The sequence below is a fragment of the Arthrobacter sp. UCD-GKA genome (genome assembly GCF_001863355.1).
Taxonomy (GTDB): Bacteria; Actinomycetota; Actinomycetes; order Actinomycetales; family Micrococcaceae; genus Paeniglutamicibacter.
Map to the genome: position 1 here is coordinate 72,950 of NZ_MOLR01000006.1, position 19,805 is coordinate 92,754.

The window sequence follows — 19,805 nt, forward strand, 5'->3', positions numbered from 1 at the left end:
GGGCAGTCGATTGCCTGTTGGTCCGCGCCGCACTCCCCGTCGGGGATGGGTGCCCGGGCTACTTCTTGGCCGCCGCGTGGTGCGCGGCCTTCTTGGCGGCCTTCTCGCGCGCGATCAGCACCTTCTCGTCAACCGGGGCATCGGCGCTGGCACGCAGCTTTCGGTAGTACTGGGCGGCCTCGTCCTGGCGTTCGGCTTCCCCTCCGTCGGCGATCTTCGCGCGCAGGTGCTCCGGGCCGTAGCCGAAGGCATCGACCAGGTCCTGGACGTGCGGGCGCAACCTGGCGAGCAGGATGTTGATGTAGCCGGTGAGCGTGCGGGCCCGCTGCATCGACAGGCGCCCGTTCATCAGGTACCAGCCGAGGTTCTCCTCGATGAGGGTCAGCGCGTACACGTCGCGCAGCCAGGTCAGCACCGTGCGGGTCCCGGCGTCGGAGGTGTTGCCCAGGGCCGTGGTGAAGGCCTCCCAGCGCAGCAGTTCGCCGTGTGCGCGGGCCGCGGCGATCAGCGCGTCCTGCTTCTCGTTGAAGGCGGCGGCGGAGGCCGCGCGGTCCTTGGTGTTGACCCCGCGCAGCGCGTCGGCGATCTCGGCGACCATGGTGTTGATCCGGTCGGTGAGCAGGGCGCGCTGGTTGGATTCGTCCTTGAAGAAGTTGGCGCTCTTGCGCTCATCCCCGGTGTCCGCGAACGCCTGGCCGACCGAGCGCAGCCCGGTGCGGTGCAGCGCGACGTTTTCGGCCTGCTTGACCACGTAGCGGGCCAGTACCCCGGCGTCGAGCTTGCGGAATTCCTGCCCGTAGTCGGTCAGCAGCCGCTTGCCCACCAGCTGCAGCAGCACGTTGTTGTCGCCCTCGAAGGTGACGTAGATGTCCAGGTCCGCGCGCAGGGCGGTGAAGCGGTTCTCGGCGATGAATCCGGCGCCGCCGCAGGCCTCGCGGGCCTCCTGCAGGGTGTCCAGTGCGTCCCAGGTGCTCAGCGGCTTCAGGGCTGCGGCCAGGGTCTCGAGGTCCTGGCGGTCGGCGTCGGTGTCGGTGGCCCCGGAGAAGACGTCGTCGAACTTCGCCAGCAGTTCCTCGTGGGCGAAGGACGCGGCGTAGGTGCGGGCCAGGCGGGGGATGAGCCGGCGCTGGTGGCGCTGGTAGTCCATGATGTTCTCCTCCTGGATGTCGGAGGAGGCGTTGAACTGGCGGCGCTGGTTGGCGTAGGTGACCGCGATCTGCAGGGCGATCTTGGAGGCGGCCGTGGCGGCGCCGTCCAGCGACACGCGGCCCTGGACCAGGGTGCCGAGCATGGTGAAGAAGCGGCGGCCGGGGGAGTGGATGGGCGAGGAGTAGGTGCCGTCCGCGGTAACGTCGCCATAGCGGTTGAGCAGGTTGGTGCGCGGGATGCGGACGTTGGTGAAGTGCAGCCGTCCGTTGTCGATGCCGTTCAGCCCGCCCTTGAGTCCGTCGTCCTGTCCGCCGATGCCCGGCAGGAAGCCGTTCTCGTCCCGGATGTCGACGTAGAAGGCGTGCACGCCGTGGTTCACGCCGCCGGTGATGAGCTGGGCGAAGACCACCGCGGCCTTGCCGTGGACCCCCGCGTTGCCCAGGAATTCCTTCCAGGCGGCCTTGAAGGGGGTGTTGATGACGAATTCCTGCGCCTGGGCGTCATAGGTGGCGGTGGTGCCGATGGAGGCCACGTCCGAGCCGTGCCCGATCTCGGTCATCGCGAAGGCCCCGGGGATTTCCAGGGACATGATACCCGGCAGCCACTTGTCGTGGTGCTCGGCGGTGCCCAGGTGCAGCACCGCGCAGCCGAACAGGCCCCACTGGACGCCGGCCTTGATCTGCAGGGACGGGTCGGCGGTGACCAGTTCCTCGAAGCTGGCGATGGAGCCGCCGTGGTTGTCCTGCCCGCCCAAGCGCGCGGGGAAGGCCCGGTGCACGGCCTTGGCGTTGACCAGTTCGTGCAGCTGGGTGAAGACGCGTTCGCGGTGCTCGTCCATGGGCAGCCCGGGGGTTCCGCGCAAGGCCTCGGTGCCGGCCAGGGCGCGGGCTTCCTTGCGGATCTCCGCCCAGCGGCCCAGCAGCTGTTCGCCGAGGGATGCCACGTCGATGGTGACGTCGGCGGTGTCGAGGGTGATTTGTTCCTGGGTCACTGGCGTATCTGCCTTTCGGTTGTGCTGCCCTCGCGGTGCGGGGGAACTGACGCTGGATTTCTTGGATGTTTGGTGGTCGTCTTGCCGTGGAGCAAGGAGCTTGCGGGCTAGGGGAGGTCGAGCGAGGCCTGGGACGCGACGCCGTGGGTGAGCCACAGGGTCAGGCTCCGGGCGAGTTCCTCGATGCCGGGGCGCCCGGGGCCTTCGGGTGCGCGCAGCCACAATTCGCCGGCGGCGCGGACCATGCCGATCGATGCGCGCGGCCAGAGCTCGAGGGCGGGGCTGGCCTGCTCCCCGGGCCCGACGCCCATGTAGGCGTGCATGCGTTCGCGCATCATCGTTGCCAGGTCCTCGAAGAAGTCGTTCAGTGCCCCGTCGCGGACCTGCCCCCCGGCACCGGCCGGGTCGGTCAGTACGTCCGTTGCGGGGCTGGCGGTGACGAAGAAGTAGATGTTCGGGGAGGTCGCGGCCATCCGCAGGTAGGCCAGCACCATGGCGTGCAATGCGTCGCCCTCGCCGCTGGACTTGAGGGCCGCGGCGATCACCTCGGTGCGGAAGTTGGTGATGACGTACTGGCCCAGCGCCTGGCGCAGTCCCTCCTTGTCGCCGAAGTAGCGGTAGAAGACGGACTTGGAGGTGTTCGCCTGCGCGGCGATCTCCTCCATGGAGGCACCGGGGCCCAGCCGGTGGATGGTGTGCCGGGCGAGCTTGATCAGTTCCAGGCGCCGCGCGGCCCGGTGGGCATCCCAGCGCGCCGAGCGGCCATCGCCTGGTGCTTGCATCGGGGTGCCCGCGGTGTCGGGGGCTTGAGGGTTGTTCACGATACCCAGCGTATCAGGTACGCTGGGTATCAGTAACTCACCTCACATCTGCCCCCAGGAGCAACCACAGCATGTCCGACCAGACCCAAGCCATTCGCCCGGCCGTCATCATCGGCGGAAACCGCATCCCCTTCGCCCGTTCCAACGGCGCCTACTCCAAGGCCAGCAACCAGGACATGCTCACCGCCGCACTTGACGGGCTCATCGCCCGCTTCGGCCTGCAGGGCCAGCGCCTCGGCGCAGTATCCGCCGGCGCGGTGCTCAAGCACTCCAAGGACTTCAACCTGGTGCGCGAATCCGTGCTCGGCACCTCGCTCTCGGCCCAGACCCCGGCCTACGACGTCCAGATGGCCTGTGCCACCGGCATGGAAGCCATCGGCTCGCTGGCCAACAAGATCAAGCTGGGCCAGATCGACTCGGGCATCGGCGGCGGCGTGGACACCACCTCGGATGCCCCGATCGCGGTCTCCGAGGGCCTGCGCGCGGTCCTGATGGATCTTTCCCGCGCCCGCACCACCGGCGCGAAGCTCAAGGCGGTCTCCAGGTTCCGCCCGCGCGATTTGGCACCGAACGCGCCGGGCACCGGCGAACCGCGCACCGGCCTGTCGATGGGCGACCACCAGGCGATCACCACCAAGGCCTGGAACATTTCCCGCACCGCCCAGGACGAGCTCGCCCTGGCCAGCCACAAGAATCTCGCCGCCGCCTACGAGCGGAACTTCTTCGACGACCTCATCACCCCGTTCGCCGGGGTCTCGAAGGACACCAACATGCGCGCGGATTCCAGCCTGGAGAAGCTCGCCACGCTCAAGCCGGCCTTCGGCAAGAACCTGGGCGCCGAGGCGACGATGACCGCCGGCAACTCCACCCCGCTGACCGACGGGGCCTCGGTGGTGCTGCTGGGCTCGGAGGACTACGCCCGTGAGCACGATTTGCCGATGCTGGCGAACTTCGTGGACTTCGAGGCCGCCGCAGTGGACTTCGTGCACGGGGCCGAGGGGCTGCTCATGGCACCGACCTATGCCGTGGCCCGCATCCTGGAACGCAACAACCTCTCGCTGCAGGACTTCGACTTCTACGAGATCCACGAGGCCTTCGCCGGCACCGTGCTGGCCACGCTGGCCGCCTGGGAGGATGCCGAATTCTGCAAGAACAAGCTCGGCCTTGACGCCCCGCTGGGGGCCATCGACCGCTCCAGGCTCAACGTCAACGGCTCCTCGTTGGCCGCCGGGCACCCGTTCGCCGCCACCGGCGGACGCATCGTGGCCTCGCTGGCGAAGATGCTGCATGAGAAGGGATCAGGCCGCGGCCTGATCTCCGTGTGCGCCGCCGGCGGGCAGGGCGTCGTGGCGATCCTGGAGGCACGCTGATCATGGCCGACAAGTACCTGGAACTCGTGAACTCCGGCTTCACCAAGAAGCTTGCCAAGTCCCTCGGTGCCCCGCGCCCGGCGATCCTGCGCCGCTACGCACCCGGGGCCCCGTTGCTGCCCGGCCCGCTGCTGCTGCTCGGAAACTCCTCCGCCGCCCAGGACCTGGCCGACACGCTGCTGGGCTGGGGCCTGGATGTGCGCCGGCACGCCTCCGGCGAGAGCCAACTCGGCGGGATCATCCTGCTGCTCGACGAGCTGGCGGACCCCGCCGAACTCTCCGAGCCCATGCTCGCCGCCGGCGCGGCGCTGCGCCGGCTGGCCCCCGGCGGACGCGTGGTCTCCTTCAGCCGGCCCGCGCTGGACACCGACGCCCCGGCCGTGGCCGCCGTGCGCCAGGGCATCGACGGGACCATGCGCTCCCTGGGCCGGGAGATGCGCGGTGGTGCAACAGCCAACGGCATCGTGCTCGCCGAGGGCATCTCGGCCACGGCACCCTCCGCACTGGCTGCCCTGCACTTCCTGCTCTCCGGGCGCAGCGCCTACGTCGACGGCCAGTTCATCGCCGTCGACTCGGTCGACGGGACGCTGCCGGAGAGCTTCGACAAGCCCCTGGCCGGGAAGGTCGCCGTGGTCACCGGCGCGGCGCGCGGCATCGGGGCGGCCATCGCGCAGACGCTGCACCGCGACGGCGCCACCGTGGTGGTGGTCGATGTCCCGGCCGCCGGGGACGCGCTGGCAAGGGTCGCCAACCGGGTTTCCGGCACCGCCCTGCAGCTGGACGTGACCCGCGCCGACGCCGGGGAAAAGATCATCGAGCATGCACGCTCCCGCCACGGGGCACTGGACATCGTGATCCACAATGCCGGGATCACCCGCGACAAGCTGCTGGCCAACATGGACGCGGCCCGCTGGGACTCGGTCATCGCGGTGAACATCTCCTCGCAGCTGGCCATGAACGAGGCGTTCCTGGCCGCCAAGCTGCCGGGGCTGCGCATCGTCTCGCTGGCCTCGACCTCCGGGATCGCCGGGAACCGCGGGCAGACCAACTACGCGGCCTCCAAGGGCGGGGTCATCGGCATGGTGCGGGCCTCCGCGGCCGCATTCGCCGCAAACGGCGGCGGCATCAACGCCGTGGCTCCCGGTTTCATCGAGACCGACATGACCGCGAAGATCCCGTTGGCGACCCGCGCCGTGGCGCGGATGCTGATGCCCTCGCTGATGCAGGGCGGGCTGCCGCTGGATGTGGCCGAAGCCATCGGATTCCTGGCTTCGGATGCGGCCGCCGGCATCAACGGGCGCACCCTGCGGGTGTGCGGGCAGTCGTTGGTGGGGGCATGAGCGCCCGCGAACGGGTCGTCCTGGATGCTGCACCCTCGCTGGGCGCGCTCTACGCCAAGGCCGCCGGAAGCCGGCTGCGCGCCCTGCTGCCCGGCGGCCAGGCCGCAGGCGGCACGCTGCCGGAAATCGAGCACCGCCTCGAGGCCCTGGTGGCCGATCCCGCACGGCTGGTCGACTACCAGCGCCTGATGGGCGACACCGTGCGCGACACCCTGCCCAGCGTCTTCGTGCACGGCATGGTGTTCCCGGTGGCGATGTCGGTGATGGTGCGCGAGGACTTCCCGCTGCCGCTGCTGGGCATGGTGCACCTGTCCAACCGGGTCAACCACCTGCGTCCGATCCCCGCCTCGGCAACGCTCTCGGCCACCGCCTGGGCGGCCAACCTGCGCGAGCACCGCGCCGGCACCCAACTGGATCTCGTCGTCGAGGTCTCCGAGGGCGGCGAACCGGTGTGGCGCGGGGTCTCGACCTACCTGGCCCGCGGGATCTGGCCCGGCAGCCGGCCCGGAGCCCCCTCCGAGGCCCGGGCTCCCTTCACCATCCCGGCACGCACCGCGTCATGGAAGCTGGCCGCCGACACCGGGCGCACCTACGCGGCGGTGCTGGGGGACTACAACCCCATCCACCTTTCCGCCGCCTCGGCCAAGGCGCTGGGCATGAAGCGCGCCATTGCGCACGGGATGTACCTGGCCGGACGCGCACTGGCCGGCGCCGCGCCGCAGGACGCTGGCTACGACTGGGAGATCGAGTTCGCCACCCCGGTGTTCCTGCCCTCCACCGTCGATGTCGGCTACGAGGACCGCGGGGACCACATGGTCTTCAGCGGGTGGGGCGCACGCAGCGGCAAGCCGCACTTCTCCGGATCGATCACCACGCGTCCGGACGGGCCTGCCTCCCGGGCGTAGAAGGCCGCGGCGCCGGCCGCCACGCCTTGGGTCCTCGACGCACGGACCGGTCGACCCAACTGGACAGGTCCACGACACGTCCTTCGCCGCGGCAACTGCCCGGGTCCTTCATGGAAGACTCGAGCCGTTGACGGCCCGCGGAAAAGGCAGCGCCCATGAACTTTCATAAACCAACAGAAGCCGGCGTCGAGGACTACGCGGCCTTCTTGCCGCCCGCCCGGAACCAGCGGCAGGTTTCCCCGGCGTCGACCTGGTGGTCCTGGCGGAGACATCGCGTCCACCTCCCCCGGTTGCGCAAGCCCGACGCCCCGGTGCGTCTGGTCGTCGTCCATGGTGCCGGTGCCCATGCGGCTGCGCTGTGGCCCGTCGCCGGCCTGCTGGCTGACAGCGACGTGGACATCACCGCCGTCGACCTGCCGCTCTACGGCCGAACCGTCACGGCCTCGCGGGCCCGGGTGGTCTACGAGGACTGGATCGCCCTGCTGGCCGATCTCCTCGAGGCCGAGGACGACGGGCGTCCCGTGGTCCTGCTCGGGGCCAGCATCGGCTGTCTCCTCGCGGTGGAGGCTGCTGCCCGTGCCGGCGGCGTTGCCGCGGTCATCGCCACCTGCCTGCTTGACCCCCTGGAGCGCGAGGCGCGCGCGGCCATGACGCGGTTCGGGTCGCTCGCACTTCCCTTCATGCCGCTGCTCGCCCTGGTGCGCGGACCTGTGGCCCGGATTCCGGTCAAGATCTCCTGGATCGCCGATCTTCGAAGCATGGGGCGAGATCCCCTCTTGGGGCGGCTCTGCGCCAGGGACCGGCGCGGCGGCGGCGCCTGGCTGCCCCTGGGGTTACTCGCCTCGTACCTGAGGCACCCGCACACCGCGGCACGAACACGGGCGGTCACGGTGCACCTGATGCATCCCGAGCTCGACGCGTGGACGCCGGCGGCGCTGAGCGAGGGAACCCTGCAGGCCTTGCCCGGTCCCACGGTCAGCCGGCTGTTGCGCGGATGCGGCCATTTTCCCTTCGAGGAGCGCGGGCTGCAGGATCTGCTCGATGGGCTCGAGGAGGTACTGGCCGACGCGGCATCGGCCACCGGCCAACCGTGAGCGGGTCCCCGGCGGGGGCGCGCTAAGGGGCGGGGGAGGTGCTTGACCTGTCCGCGCTGCGCTGCGCGATGGCACCGGCATAGGACGACAGCGCCGCGGCGGCGGTTTTTTCCCAGCCGTGCCCGGCGGCGAATGCGGCGGCCTGGGTGCCCAGCCGCCGGCGCAGCGGCGCGTCGGCGGCAAGCTTCGCCAGTGCCACGGCCCAGGCGGCGGGCTCGGCGCCATCGACCAGGATTCCGGTGTGCCCGTCCCGCACCGCGTGGGGCAGCCCCCCGACGCGGCGGGCCAGCACCGGGGTGCCGCAGGCCTGCGCCTCCAGCGCCACCAGCCCGAAGGACTCGCTGTAGGAGGGGACCGCCACCAGGTCGGCGCAGCGGAACGCCTTGGCCAGGTGCTCCGCGGGCATCGGCAGCGAGAACCGCACCAGGTGCTCCACTTCCTGTGCCTCGACCAGCTTCTGCAGGTCCAGCTCCTTGGCCCCGGAGCGCGCACCAATCACCGAAAGCTTCACATCGAGGTCCGGGCGTTCACGGGCCAGGATCCCCAGCGCCCGCACCAGGATCTGCGGGCCCTTGAGCTTCTGGATGCGCCCGGCAAAGACCACCCGCAAGGAACCCGGTGCGCTCTCGCGCTGCTCGCACACCCCGGGGTGGAAGGTCGACAGGTCCACGCCCGGCTCCACCACGTCAAGCGCCGCGGGTTTTGCACCGTAGAGGTGGATGAGCTCCTCGACCTCCACCGGGGTGTTGGCGGTGAGCCGGTCGGCCTGGAGGCACAGCAGCATTTCCCCGCGGATGCGGGCGGCGGACTCCTCGGTGTGCGCCGAGAGCTTCTTGACCTTGCCCATGGTGTGCATGGTGTGCACCAGCGGCACGCCCCATGCATCACGTAGCTGCAGCCCGACGATCCCGGAAAGCCAATAGTGGGAATGGATCGCGTCGTAGGGTCCGAGGCCCGAGGCATAGTCCTGGATCGCCGAGGCGGCTTCCGGCAAGTGCCCGGCCAGTTCCTCCTTGGCCAGCTTCCCGGGCGGGCCTGCCTGCACCTCGTGGCACACCACGCCCGGGGCCATGTCGGTGGCCCTGGTCTCGGCGCCGCGGACGAAGACATCGACTTCCACCCCGAGATCGGCCAGTGCGAACGCCAGGTGCCTGATGTACACGTTCATTCCGCCGGCATCCCCTGACCCGGGCTGTTCCAGCGGGGAGGTGTGCAGTGAAATCATCGCGATGCGCTGGGGGGTGTTCGTGGGTTCGGACATCGGTGCTCTGCCGCCTGTAAACGAGAAATGTGCGATCAATGCGGCCGCCACCTCCCGACATGCTCGGGAGGTGGCGGCCCAACACCTTCATCCTACGCAACAAGCCCCGCCCCGGATCATGGCCTGCCACGGGCCCGAAATCCACGATTTCCCCCTTCGGAATATGACCCTGCTCACAAATAGCGGCCCCGACTGCATGTTTTGGCTCCGAAGCACGCAAATAGCCTTGTAAACACGGGGTTTTCGGGGCGGGGAACCGCCGAATTGAAGTGTGCCCCAGACCCGTGCTAGAGTCTTATCTCGCCGCGGACAACGGAAACAAAGTTCTTCACGAACTTCCTCCGGTGCAGCGGCCACCAGCGAGGGTGGCGGAATGGTAGACGCGCTAGCTTGAGGTGCTAGTCCACGTAAGTGGGTGGGGGTTCAAGTCCCCTCCTTCGCACAGACAAACCCCCGATCGGATGAGAATCCGGTCGGGGGTTTTCTCGTTCCCGGCAAACGCCCCCCGCGCCACGACTCGTGGCGCCTCGCCCTCGCCTGCGTGCGCCGGTCTGGATAGGGTGGGGGAACCAGGTTTCGTCACGAGAAGGCAGAAGGATTCCCCCATGTCAGCTGCGCAGAGCACCCCGGACATCGTTGTTGCCGAGGACGAGGTCGCCCGCATTTGCCAGGCGCTGATCCGGATCGACACCACCAACTACGGCAACAACGAGGGCGCGGGGGAGCGCAAGGCGGCCGAATACGTCGCCGAACTCATCCACGAGGTGGGGCTCGAGGCCACGGTCCTTGAATCGGCCCAGGGCCGCGCCAACGTCGTCACCCGCCTCGAGGGCACCGACAAGTCCCTGCCGGCACTGATCGTGCACGGGCACCTCGACGTGGTCCCGGCGTTCAAGGACGAATGGTCCGTGGACCCCTTCGGCGCCGAGATCAAGGACGGGATGATCTGGGGCCGCGGGGCGGTGGACATGAAGGACATGGACGCGATGATCCTGGCGGTCATGCGCCAGATGCAGCGCACCGGCACCCGCCCGCGCCGCGACCTGGTTTTCGCGTTTTTCGCCGACGAGGAAGCCGGCGGCGACTACGGCGCGCGCTGGATGGTGGAGAACCACCCCGAGCTCTTCGAGGGCGCCACCGAGGCCATCAGCGAGGTCGGCGGCTTCTCCGCGACCATCGACGGCAAGCGCGCCTACCTGCTGCAGACCGCCGAGAAGGGCATCGCCTGGCTCAAGCTCACCGCGAACGGGCGGGCCGGGCACGGCTCACAGATCAACGAGGCGAACGCGGTGACCCGGCTGGCGGCGGCCATTACCCGCATCGGCGAGCACGACTGGCCGATTTCCTACACCGACACCACCCGCGCCTTCCTTGAGGGTGTTTCGGGGATGACCGGCATCGAGTTCACCGAGGACAACCCGCAGGTGCTGCTGAATGAGCTGGGCAACGTGGCACGCTTCGTCGGGGCGACCCTGCAGAACACCGCCAACCCCACGGTGCTCTCCGCCGGGTACAAGCACAACGTGATCCCCGGGTCCGCCGAGGCCCTGCTGGATGTGCGCACGCTGCCCGGGCAGCACGAGGCGGTCATGGAAACGCTGCGCGCCCTGGCCGGGCCGGACGTCGAACTGTCCTCGTTGCACCTGGACCGGGCGCTGGAGGTTCCCTTCGCCGGGGGACTGGTCGATTCCATGGTCGCCGCGCTGAATCGCGAGGACCCGGAGGCCGTCGTGCTGCCCTACATGCTCTCCGGCGGCACGGACAACAAGTCGCTCTCCCGGCTGGGCATCACCGGCTACGGCTTCGCCCCGCTGCGCCTTCCGGCCGAACTGGACTTCACCGGCATGTTCCACGGCGTCGACGAGCGCGTCCCGGTCGACTCGCTGAAGTTCGGCACCCGGGTCCTGCGCGACCTGTTGACCACCTACTGACACCCTCCCGGGCTATGCCCGCCGAGGCCGGTGACCGGCCGCCGCGGGATGATCCACACCCCCAGCAACAGGAAAGCGAAGCGAAACCCACGTGAAGACGATTGACCAGGTGCTCGGCACCGACATGCTCGAAGGATTCCGGGCACGTGCCGGAGGCTACGACGAACAGAACACCTTCTGCACGCAGGACTTTGCCGAACTTGCCGAGGCCGGGTACCTGCGGGCCATGCTCCCGGAATCCCGGGGCGGCTTCGGCTGGGGCATGGAAACGATGACCGCCGCCCAGCGCCTGCTCGGCTCCTACGCCCCGGCCACGGCACTGGCCGTGAACATGCACCATGTCTGGTGCGGGGTGGCAACGCTGCTCGCCGCCCGCGGAGACCACCGGCTGGACATGGTCCTGGACTGGGTGCAGGCGGGGGAGGTCATGGCCTTCGGGGTCTCCGAGGCCGGCAACGACCAGGTCCTCTTCGACTCCGTCACCCGGGCCGTGCCGGCGGCCGACGGTTCCTACGCCTTCACCGGCACCAAGATCTTCACCTCGCTGGCCCCGGTCTGGACCCGGCTGGGGGTCTTCGGCAAGGACGAAAGCGGCCCAGAGCCGAAGCTGGTCCACGGTTTCCTGCACCGGGATGCGCCGGGCATCGAGATCCCGCAAAACTGGAACACCCTGGGCATGCGGGCCACCCAATCGAACTCGACCGTCCTCACCGGGGCCCCGGTGGCGGCCGAGCACATCCACAGCACCCTGCCGGTGGGCCCGGTTCCGGACCTGCTGGTCTTCGGCATCTTCGCCTCGTTCCTCTCGCTCACCGCCTCGGTCTACGTGGGGCTGGCCGAGCGCGGCATGCAGTTGGCCGCGGCCAACCCGGTGCGGCGGAAATCGCTGAAGAACGACGGGCGGACCTATGACCAGGACCCGGACATCAGGTGGCAGGTAGCCAACGCCGGGATGGAGATCCTGCGGCTCGACGCGATGCTGCGGATGACCACCCGCGACCTCGACGACCTGGTGGATCACGGGGGATCCTGGTTCCCGCGGCTGGTCACGCTGCGCACCGCGGCCGGGGACGCGGCCCGCTACTGCATCGATGTCGCCGCCAAGGTCTCCGGCGGCGGGCAGTACTTCCGCGGTTCGGAGCTCGAGCGGCTCTACCGCGACGCGCTGGCCAGCCTCTACCACCCCTCGGACGCCGAGTCGGCGCACTCCACGGTGGCGTCCTGGTTGCTGGGGCCGGTCAGGGAGTAGGCCGCGAGGGCACCGGGCGATCTGAAGCACTGGGAAGGGCCACGCACGGCAGGGGCCCCGGCATCGACCGCTGCCCTGCCGCCTCCTTCAATGCGGCCAGCTGCAGCACCGACGCCTACGCAAGGAACCTTTCAATCCTCCACTTCCAGGAGGGACTGGTGGGGCCGGCACCGCTTGACGAGGGCTTGGCGTGGGGGATTCCGGAGGAGCTTTTCGGTGCCGTTTAGTCGATCGATCCGCTCGAGGCCGGCGAACGGATCGGTCGGTACATCTCGCGGCAGGTCGACAACCTCCCGGACGGAAAGCCCGCAGCGGTCTCCAGCGAGCCTGCCTGCCTCGCAAGGTCCTGACCGGGCTTGATCCATGGGCGGGACGTTTCCTGCCGACCGCCGGCGTTGATCGTCCGCGGGGAAGCTGCGCAGCTCAGGCGCGGATGTCAAGGGTCGGCTTGACCCGCATGATGCGCCTGCGCATCCAGTACTTCTGCCCGCCGCCCTCGTAGAGGCAAGTGCGCACCAGTTCCCACTTGCCGTATTCGGAGTGCTCCCGCACCGCGGCCCGGGCCACCGACCGGTGCTCGCCGGGGCGGGCGGTGATGACCAGGTATTCGAAGCGGTGTCCGGGGTCCCCGGGCATCGCCTCGAGGGGGCTTGGTGCCGTGATTTTCTTTTCGATCATGACCCTGTCCATAGTGTGGCTTGTGCATGTAACGTCGAACACATGAGTACAGACCCGCGTGTTGCCCTCAGTGTATTGATCAGCTGCCTCGAAGAACACCTTTCGGCGGTGGCGGCAAAGCGCGGTGCCCAGGACGCCTCGATCAGCGCGGCATTCCTTGCCGTGGCAGACGCCTACGAGGAGTACGAGGACGCACTGTATGAGTCCTACGAGGAGTTCCTGCCGCTGACCGTGGTCGACGAGGACGACGACAACGACCCCTACGACGAGGACGGGCCGCTTCAGGGAAGCGAGCAATAGGACCGGGACACGGCCGGTGCGCCGAACCGGTACCAGGGTGCCGGTGGCGGCCCTCGGCGGGTGGGACCACGGTATTAACTTCGCCTCACCGTGGAGAGCCAACGGGCCTCGGTGCGCCTTGGTGAAGTAGTGTCGGTACGTGAATTGGTTTGAAGCGGCATTCCTGGGGCTGATCCAGGGTCTGACAGAATTTCTCCCCATCTCTTCCAGCGCCCACTTGCGCATTGTCGGAGAGCTATTGCCCGGTGCCTCCGATCCCGGCGCGGCGTTCACCGCGATCACGCAGCTGGGCACCGAAACCGCCGTGCTGGTGTTCTTCTGGAAAGACATCGTGCGGATCATCGGCGCCTGGTTCAACGCATTGCGCGGCCGGATTCCGCACAGCGACCCGGACGCGAAGATGGGCTGGCTGATCATCGTCGGTTCGATCCCGATCGCGGTGCTGGGCCTGCTCTTCGAAGAGCAGATCGACACGTCCTTCCGCTCCTTGTGGATCGTGGCGACCACCCTGGTGGTCTTCGGCCTGATCCTGGCGGTCGCCGACTACTACGGCAAGCAGGACCGCGAGCTGGCCTCGCTGACCCCCAAGCACGGCATCCTCTTCGGCTTCGCCCAGGCACTGGCCCTGATTCCCGGGGTCTCGCGTTCCGGCGGCACCATCACCGCGGGGCTGTTCATGGGCTACACCCGCGGCGCCGCGGCCCGCTACTCGTTCCTGCTGGCCATCCCCGCGGTCTTCGCCTCCGGGCTGTACAAGCTGGCCAAGTCCTTCGACGAGCCCGGCGTGTAGTCGCTGCCGCAGACGTGCCTGGCAACGCTGATCGCGTTCATCGTCGGTTTTGTCATTGTCGGCTGGTTCCTGAAGTACGTTTCCTCGCACAGCTACAGCCTCTTTGTCTGGTACCGCGTGGCCCTGGGCCTGGCCCTGTACCTGCTGCTGGGCTTCAACGTGATCAACGCCTAGCAAACCCGGCCCCGAATCGTGGAATAAGCGCGGGGTCCTTTGGACTTGTTCCAAGTAACTGCATTGCGCCCCGGCCTGTTCCGGGGGAAAACCTAAGAGAAAGGACGCCCCGTGCTTGCATGGTCCGCGCCCACCGTCCCGCACGTTCCGGGAAACGCACCGATCCTGGCGGTGCACGACACCGCCAGGCAGCGGCTGGTTGACACCGCCCCCGCCGAGAAGTCCGACGCACCGGCGAGCATGTACGTCTGCGGCATCACCCCCTACGACGCCACCCACATGGGGCACGCCGCCACCTACGTGGCCTTCGATTTGCTGCTGCGCACCTGGCGCGACGCCGGGCGCGAAGTGAATTACGTGCAGAACGTCACCGACATCGACGACCCGCTGCTCGAGCGGGCCGCCGCCACCGGCATGGACTGGCAGGTGCTGGCCAAGGAGCAGACCGACCTGTTCCGCGCCGACATGGAGGCCCTGAACGTGATCCCGCCGAAGCACTACATCGGCGCCGTGGAATCCATTACCTGGCTCGTCCCGCTGGTCGAGGAGCTCGTCGCCAAGGACCTGGCCTACGCGGTGCCCGGTGAAAACGGGGAACCGGACGGGGACATCTACTTCGACGCCGCGGCCGCGGCCTCCGACGCCTGGGAGCTGGGCACCGTCAGCGGGTACGACCGCGAGACCATGCTCGGGTTCTTCGCCGAACGCGGCGGGGACCCGGCACGCCCGGGCAAGCGCGACGCCCTGGATCCCCTGCTGTGGCGCGTGGCCCGGCCCGGTGAACCGGAATGGGACGGCGGAACCTTGGGCGCCGGGCGCCCGGGTTGGCACATCGAGTGTTCGGTCATCGCCCGCCGCTTCCTGCCCGCCCCCTTCACCGTGCAGGGCGGGGGATCGGACCTGATCTTCCCGCACCACGAGTTCTCCGCCGGACACGCCGCCGCACTGGACGGCAAGGCGCTGGCGCAGTCCTACGTGCACACCGGCATGGTGGGCCTGGACGGCGAAAAGATGAGCAAGTCCCTGGGCAACCTGGTGCTGGTCTCCAAGCTGCGCGCCGCCGGCGTGGAGCCGGTGGCGATCCGCACGGTGCTGCTGGGCCAGCACTACCGCAGCGACTGGTTCTGGACCGACGAGCTGCTCGCCCAGGCCCACGACCGCCTGGCCCGCTGGCGCGCCCGCATCGATTCCGCCACCCTGGCCGAGGCCACCGCGGTGATCACCCGGATCCGCTCGAGGCTGGCCGACGACATCAACGCACCCGCGGCCCTGGCCGTGCTTGACGCCTTCGCCGCACAGGACCCGGCCGAGGACGACGGCCAAAACGGTGCCGGCGGGCAGCTGCTCACCGATGCGCTCGATGCGCTGCTGGGCCTGAAGCTCTCCTAGCGATCCGTGCCCGCCGCTTCGGCAGCGGGCACGGAAACCGGAACGCGTCCCGCACCGCCACACCCCTTGCAGGGGCAGTGGCTGCGTGCGGGACGCGTTTTGCGTACCCCCGGGGCCTTGCGGGAACCGCTAGTCGGGGGTCCCGGGGGTGTCCGGCGTCTCGGGCGTATCCGGTGATTGCGGGGTCTGCGGCCCCCCGGTGGCAGGGTCGTTCCTGTCGGGCGATTCGTGTTCCTCGTGCGCCCCGGCCGCCCCGGGGCGGTGCCGGCGCTTGAGGTAGCGCTCGAATTCCCGGGCAATCGCCTCGCCGGTGGCCTCGGGCAGCTCGGTCTCGTCCTGCGCCTGCTCCAGCTGCTGCACATAGGCTGCCACGTCCGCGTCCCCGGTGGCCAGCGCGTTGACCCCGCGCTCCCAGGCCAAGGCGTCCTCGGTCAGCTCGTGCAGGTCCAGCGTCAGCGGCAACAGTTCCTCCACCCGGTGCAACAGCGCCAGTTCGGCCTTCGGCGAGGGCGGCTGCGCCACATAGTGGGGGACCGCGGACCAGATCGAGAGGGTGGGCAGCCCGGCGGCCTCGGAGAACTGGGCCAGCACCCCCAGGATCCCGGTCGGACCCTCGTAGCTCGCCTGCCCGGCGCCCAGGGCCTCGCGCACCTTCGGGTCGTCGGAAGAAATCGAGGCCTGGATCGGGCGGGTGTGCGGCACATCGGCCAGCAACGAGCCCAGCGCCACGACCCCCTGCACGTTCTCCTCCTCGGCGCGGGTGAGGATCTCGGTGATGAACGCCTTCCACCGGTAGGTCGGCTCCACCCCGCGCACCAGCAGCAGGTCCACCGGCGAGTCGGGCAGCGACGCACGGTAGATGCGGGTGGTGGGCCACTTGATGACCCGCTTGCCTGCGGCATTGCGGCGCACCTGCGGCCGGGAGAACTGGTAGTCGTAGTAGTCGTCGTCGCCGATGCCCGCGACCTTCACCGCGCCGGTGGCCGACTTGATGGTCTTCAGCGCCGAGCTTGCGGCGTCCCCGGCATCGTTCCATCCCTCGAAGGCCACCACCATGATCGCCGGGCGCAGGGGCGCGGGCGTCGCGGACGCTGCCACCAGCGAGGAAAGTGTCACTGGTTCATTCATATCTTCGCTCACATCCTCACCCTAGCGCGCGCACCGGTCGCCGGGGCAATGGCGCACACACTAGAATTGGCTCATGCCAACCCAGAATTGCGACCCCCTGCCCAGTGCTGCCCTGAACACCGAGATCCAGGGCGTGCTGTGGGACATGGACGGAACCCTGCTTGACACCGAACCCTATTGGATGGCCGCCGAGGCGGCCCTCGTGGCCGAATTCGGCGGCCGCTGGAGCGAAGACCAGGCCATGGCCCTGGTCGGAAACGCCCTGCCCGACGCCGCGGCCGCGCTGCAGCGCGCCGGGGTGGCCCTTCCCGAGCGCGAGATCATCGACCGGCTCACCGCCGAGGTCCTGGCCGGGGTGCGCCGCCACGTCAACTGGCGCCCCGGCGCCCTGGAACTGCTTGAAACCCTGCACCGGGCGAACATCCCCTGCGGGCTGGTGACCATGTCCGAGGAGCCGCTCGCGGCGCTGGTGCTCGAACAGCTGCCGCACCCCTACTTCGGCTTCCGCGTCACCGGCGACATGGTCTCCCGCGGCAAGCCGCACCCCGACCCGTACCTGCTGGGCCTGGACATGCTCGGGCGCTCCGTGGCGGATCTCGAGCCGGCCCGGGTCATCGGGCTGGAGGACTCGGCCCCCGGCATCGCCTCGGCAGCAGCCAGCGGCATCACCGCGGTGCTCATCCCGCACATCGCCCCGGTCCCGGACTCCGCGTCCTGGCACCGCGTCGGCTCGCTCCAAGAGCTGGACCTCCAGGCCCTGGGCACCCTGGTGTCCGCGGGGGCACGCACATGAGCGAAGCGGGCACCAAGCGCGCGGGGATCCCGCTCGGATCGATCTTCGGGGTCCCGGTCTCCCTGGCCTGGTCCTGGTTCGTCATCACCGGGGTCATCGTGCTGCTCTTCGGGCCCAACGTCGCAAGCTCCATCCCCGGGCTCGGGGCCATGGCCTACCTGGTGGCCTTCGCCTACGCGGTGCTGCTGGCCGTCTCGGTGCTCATCCACGAACTCGCCCACGCCCTGGTCGCCAAGTCCTTCGGCTGGCCCGGGGCGCGGATCACCCTGAACCTCTGGGGCGGGCACACCCAGTTCTCCTCCTTCAACGCCACCCCCGGCCGCTCGCTGGCCGTGGCGATGGCCGGGCCGGCCGCGAACTTCGTGCTGGCCGGGGTCGGCTACTCGCTGCTGCTCTGGGTGCAGCCAACCGGCGTGCTGTACCTGCTGTGGTTCATCCTGGTCTGGGCGAACCTGCTGGTGGCGATCTTCAACGTGCTGCCGGGGCTTCCGCTCGATGGCGGGCGCTTGGTCGAATCGGCCGTCTGGCGCTACACCGGATCCCAGGACCGCGGCACCATTGCCGCGGGCTGGGCCGGGCGCGTGTTGGTGATCCTGGTGGTCGGATACTTCGTGATCCGCCCGCTGACCCGCAACGAGCCCCTGGACCTGCAGGTGCTCATCGTCGCGGTCCTGGTCGGCGGCTTCATGTGGGTCGGCGCCTCGCAGGGCATCACCCATGCCAAGCTGCGCCTGCGCCTGCCGCTGGTGAAGGTGCGGGCCCTGATGGAACCGGCCACCGCCATCCGCCAGGACTCCACTCTCGCCCAGGTCGCCGCCCGGCTGGCCAGCCGCGGCGGGCGGGTCATCCTCGTCGACGAGGCCGGGAACCCGGTCGCGGTGATCGACGAGGAGGCCCTGGGCTCCATCGACCCCTCGCTGCTGGCCGGGTCCCCGGCGCTCTCCGCGGCCCGCGCCCTGGGACCGGGGGCGGTGGTCGACGCCAACGCCGACGGCCGCGCCCTGATCGGGTACCTGGCCACGCTGCAGGGCAGCGAGTACGCGGTCATCGACGAATCCCACCGCGTCATCGGACTGCTCTCCCAGGCCCGCATCGTCGCGGCCATCACCGGCAAGCCGCACTAGCCACGGCGCCGCCTCGCGGCCGCCACCGACGAACACCCACCAATCCAGAACGTAAGGACATTTCCACCCCCATGAGCGAAAAGCCAGCAACACCCCACGGGGCCGAGAACCGCCGCGGCCCCTTCCGCCCCGGCGACCGGGTCCAGCTCACCGACCAGAAGCGCCGGATCCACACCATCACCCTGACCGCCGGCGGGGAATTCCACACGCACAAGGGCGTGCTCTTCCACGATGCGCTGATCGGCGCCCCCGAGGGCTCCATCGTGGAGAACACCAACGAGGTCCGCTACCAGGCGTTGCGCCCGCTGCTGAAGGACTTCGTGCTGTCGATGCCGCGCGGCGCCACCGTGGTCTACCCCAAGGACGCCGCCCAGATCATCCAGATGGGCGACATCTACCCCGGCGCCCGCGTCGTGGAGGCCGGCGTCGGCTCCGGCGCCCTGTCGATGTCGCTGCTGCGCGCCGTGGGCGATTCCGGCTACCTGCACTCCTTCGAGCGCCGCGAGGAATTCGCCGACATCGCCCGCGGCAACGTGGACACCGTCTTCGGCGGCCCGCACCCGGCCTGGCAGATCTCCATCGGCGACTTCCAGGAGAAGGTCCTGGAAACCGAGGAACCCGGCTCCGTGGACCGCGTGGTGCTGGACATGCTCTCCCCGTGGGAGTGTGTCGACGCCGTGTCCACCGTGCTGGCCCCGGGCGGGGTGTGGGTCAACTACGTGGCCACCGTGACGCAGATGTCCCGCACCGTGGAGGCCATCCGCGCCACCGGGCTGTACACCGAGCCCGAGTCCTTCGAGACCATGGTCCGCGGCTGGCACGTCGAGGGCCTGGCCGTGCGCCCGGACCACCGCATGGTCGCGCACACCGCCTTCCTGATCACCTGCCGGCGCCTGGCCGACGGCGCCGTGGGCATCCCCGGCGCCAAGCGCGTGAAGGAACACACCTACTCCGCCGAGGACCTGGAAACCTGGACCCGCTCGCAGAACCCGGAGGCCTGGCACCACGAGGCCCTGGGGGAGCGCGGGGTCTCGGACCGCAAGCTGCGCCGCGCCGCCAAGGACGCCAAGTCGATGATCCAGCGCGGTTCGCTGCCCGCCGGCACCGAGCCGGATTCCGCGACCGACACCGGGCCGGAAACGCGCACCGAGGGCAACTAGCCGAGCGCGCCCCCCGTGGCCGCGCACCTTTCCGGGCCCACCTGCCCGCGAAGGTGCGCGGTCACATTTCGTTCATTCCGCCGCGCCCATGCCTAGGATGGAAGCAAAGAAAGGTGCCGGTTCACCCCGGCACCCGCAAACCCTCCGGATCAAGCGAA

General features: G+C 69.4%; 16 protein-coding genes, 1 tRNA gene and 1 pseudogene. 13 read left to right on the top strand and 5 right to left on the bottom strand.

Annotated elements, in window-relative coordinates:
• Positions 1 to 58: 58 nt before the first annotated feature.
• Together BLJ79_RS11945 and BLJ79_RS11950 are read right to left on the bottom strand one after the other, a co-directional pair.
• Positions 59 to 2,140 carry an acyl-CoA dehydrogenase family protein gene (locus BLJ79_RS11945; protein WP_071214974.1) on the bottom strand — a complete coding sequence of 694 codons (2,082 nt, stop codon included), beginning with the start codon at positions 2,138 to 2,140 and terminating at the stop codon, positions 59 to 61.
• A 107-nt stretch (positions 2,141 to 2,247) separates the two neighbouring features.
• A complete protein-coding gene (locus tag BLJ79_RS11950; RefSeq protein ID WP_083411246.1) occupies positions 2,248 to 2,961 on the bottom strand; it encodes a TetR/AcrR family transcriptional regulator in 714 nt (237 codons plus the stop codon).
• Between the two features lie 71 nt (positions 2,962 to 3,032).
• Here BLJ79_RS11950 and BLJ79_RS11955 point away from each other — a divergent pair, with 71 nt between their 5' ends.
• The 4 genes from BLJ79_RS11955 to BLJ79_RS11970 all read left to right on the top strand — a co-directional run bounded on the left by BLJ79_RS11955 (position 3,033) and on the right by BLJ79_RS11970 (position 7,670).
• Complete coding sequence (locus BLJ79_RS11955; protein WP_071214975.1) at positions 3,033 to 4,331, top strand: acetyl-CoA C-acetyltransferase; 1,299 nt, start codon at positions 3,033 to 3,035, stop codon at positions 4,329 to 4,331.
• A 2-nt stretch (positions 4,332 to 4,333) separates the two neighbouring features.
• Entirely contained in the window at positions 4,334 to 5,671 is a 1,338-nt protein-coding gene (locus BLJ79_RS11960) for a 3-oxoacyl-ACP reductase (protein ID WP_071214976.1), read from the top strand.
• Positions 5,668 to 6,576 carry a MaoC family dehydratase gene (locus tag BLJ79_RS11965; RefSeq protein WP_071214977.1) on the top strand — a complete coding sequence of 303 codons (909 nt, stop codon included), beginning with the start codon at positions 5,668 to 5,670 and terminating at the stop codon, positions 6,574 to 6,576. Before BLJ79_RS11960 ends, BLJ79_RS11965 begins: the two co-directional genes overlap by 4 nt.
• Positions 6,577 to 6,731: 155 nt before the next feature.
• A complete protein-coding gene (locus tag BLJ79_RS11970) occupies positions 6,732 to 7,670 on the top strand; it encodes an alpha/beta fold hydrolase (RefSeq protein WP_071214978.1) in 939 nt (312 codons plus the stop codon).
• A gap of 22 nt (positions 7,671 to 7,692) precedes the next feature.
• On the opposite strand, the gene BLJ79_RS11975 is transcribed toward BLJ79_RS11970, so the two are convergent.
• Complete coding sequence (locus tag BLJ79_RS11975) at positions 7,693 to 8,931, bottom strand: glycosyltransferase (protein WP_071214979.1); 1,239 nt, start codon at positions 8,929 to 8,931, stop codon at positions 7,693 to 7,695.
• A 359-nt stretch (positions 8,932 to 9,290) separates the two neighbouring features.
• Here BLJ79_RS11975 and BLJ79_RS11980 point away from each other — a divergent pair.
• The 3 genes from BLJ79_RS11980 to BLJ79_RS11990 all read left to right on the top strand — a co-directional run bounded on the left by BLJ79_RS11980 (position 9,291) and on the right by BLJ79_RS11990 (position 12,111).
• Positions 9,291 to 9,373 (top strand) — tRNA-Leu (locus BLJ79_RS11980).
• 163 nt (positions 9,374 to 9,536) lie between these two features.
• On the top strand, positions 9,537 to 10,862 hold the full coding sequence (locus BLJ79_RS11985) for a M20/M25/M40 family metallo-hydrolase (protein ID WP_071214980.1): 1,326 nt from the start codon (positions 9,537 to 9,539) through the stop codon (positions 10,860 to 10,862).
• Positions 10,863 to 10,986: 124 nt separating this feature from the next.
• Positions 10,987 to 12,111 (top strand): acyl-CoA dehydrogenase family protein, encoded by a 1,125-nt coding sequence (locus tag BLJ79_RS11990; protein WP_071215188.1) that lies wholly within the window; start codon positions 10,987 to 10,989, stop codon positions 12,109 to 12,111.
• 423 nt (positions 12,112 to 12,534) lie between these two features.
• Here the strand turns inward: BLJ79_RS11990 and BLJ79_RS11995 are convergent, their stop codons facing one another.
• On the bottom strand, positions 12,535 to 12,789 hold the full coding sequence (locus tag BLJ79_RS11995) for a DUF5703 family protein (protein ID WP_071214981.1): 255 nt from the start codon (positions 12,787 to 12,789) through the stop codon (positions 12,535 to 12,537).
• Between the two features lie 42 nt (positions 12,790 to 12,831).
• On the opposite strand from BLJ79_RS11995, the gene BLJ79_RS12000 reads away from it, so the two are divergent.
• The 3 genes and pseudogenes from BLJ79_RS12000 to mshC all read left to right on the top strand — a co-directional run bounded on the left by BLJ79_RS12000 (position 12,832) and on the right by mshC (position 15,442).
• Complete coding sequence (locus BLJ79_RS12000) at positions 12,832 to 13,089, top strand: hypothetical protein (protein ID WP_071214982.1); 258 nt, start codon at positions 12,832 to 12,834, stop codon at positions 13,087 to 13,089.
• A 139-nt stretch (positions 13,090 to 13,228) separates the two neighbouring features.
• Positions 13,229 to 14,053: pseudogene (locus tag BLJ79_RS12005) on the top strand (undecaprenyl-diphosphate phosphatase).
• Positions 14,054 to 14,164: 111 nt separating this feature from the next.
• Positions 14,165 to 15,442, top strand: a complete 1,278-nt coding sequence (gene mshC, locus BLJ79_RS12010; RefSeq protein WP_071214983.1) for a cysteine--1-D-myo-inosityl 2-amino-2-deoxy-alpha-D-glucopyranoside ligase — start codon at positions 14,165 to 14,167, stop codon at positions 15,440 to 15,442.
• A 129-nt stretch (positions 15,443 to 15,571) separates the two neighbouring features.
• On the opposite strand, the gene BLJ79_RS12015 is transcribed toward mshC, so the two are convergent.
• Positions 15,572 to 16,582: a PAC2 family protein gene (locus tag BLJ79_RS12015; RefSeq protein WP_502686099.1), complete on the bottom strand. Its 1,011-nt coding sequence runs from the start codon at positions 16,580 to 16,582 to the stop codon at positions 15,572 to 15,574.
• Positions 16,583 to 16,643: 61 nt separating this feature from the next.
• On the opposite strand from BLJ79_RS12015, the gene BLJ79_RS12020 reads away from it, so the two are divergent.
• From BLJ79_RS12020 to BLJ79_RS12030, 3 genes are all read left to right on the top strand, one after another.
• Entirely contained in the window at positions 16,644 to 17,363 is a 720-nt protein-coding gene (locus tag BLJ79_RS12020; RefSeq protein WP_071214985.1) for an HAD family hydrolase, read from the top strand.
• Positions 17,360 to 18,487: a site-2 protease family protein gene (locus BLJ79_RS12025; RefSeq protein WP_071214986.1), complete on the top strand. Its 1,128-nt coding sequence runs from the start codon at positions 17,360 to 17,362 to the stop codon at positions 18,485 to 18,487. The genes BLJ79_RS12020 and BLJ79_RS12025 overlap by 4 nt, the downstream gene beginning before the upstream one ends.
• Before the next feature lie 71 nt (positions 18,488 to 18,558).
• Positions 18,559 to 19,647, top strand: a complete 1,089-nt coding sequence (locus BLJ79_RS12030; protein ID WP_071214987.1) for a tRNA (adenine-N1)-methyltransferase — start codon at positions 18,559 to 18,561, stop codon at positions 19,645 to 19,647.
• Positions 19,648 to 19,805: the final 158 nt, after the last annotated feature.

Coding starts and splice junctions, on each gene's coding strand:
- BLJ79_RS11965 (WP_071214977.1), top strand. CDS start 5,668: ATGAGCGCCCGCGAACGGGTCGTCCTGGATGCTGCACCCTCGCTGGGC.
- BLJ79_RS11975 (WP_071214979.1), bottom strand. CDS start 8,931: ATGTCCGAACCCACGAACACCCCCCAGCGCATCGCGATGATTTCACTG.
- BLJ79_RS12000 (WP_071214982.1), top strand. CDS start 12,832: ATGAGTACAGACCCGCGTGTTGCCCTCAGTGTATTGATCAGCTGCCTC.
- BLJ79_RS11995 (WP_071214981.1), bottom strand. CDS start 12,789: ATGATCGAAAAGAAAATCACGGCACCAAGCCCCCTCGAGGCGATGCCC.
- BLJ79_RS11955 (WP_071214975.1), top strand. CDS start 3,033: ATGTCCGACCAGACCCAAGCCATTCGCCCGGCCGTCATCATCGGCGGA.
- BLJ79_RS11960 (WP_071214976.1), top strand. CDS start 4,334: ATGGCCGACAAGTACCTGGAACTCGTGAACTCCGGCTTCACCAAGAAG.
- BLJ79_RS12025 (WP_071214986.1), top strand. CDS start 17,360: ATGAGCGAAGCGGGCACCAAGCGCGCGGGGATCCCGCTCGGATCGATC.
- BLJ79_RS12030 (WP_071214987.1), top strand. CDS start 18,559: ATGAGCGAAAAGCCAGCAACACCCCACGGGGCCGAGAACCGCCGCGGC.
- BLJ79_RS11970 (WP_071214978.1), top strand. CDS start 6,732: ATGAACTTTCATAAACCAACAGAAGCCGGCGTCGAGGACTACGCGGCC.
- BLJ79_RS11990 (WP_071215188.1), top strand. CDS start 10,987: ATGCTCGAAGGATTCCGGGCACGTGCCGGAGGCTACGACGAACAGAAC.
- BLJ79_RS12020 (WP_071214985.1), top strand. CDS start 16,644: ATGCCAACCCAGAATTGCGACCCCCTGCCCAGTGCTGCCCTGAACACC.
- BLJ79_RS11985 (WP_071214980.1), top strand. CDS start 9,537: ATGTCAGCTGCGCAGAGCACCCCGGACATCGTTGTTGCCGAGGACGAG.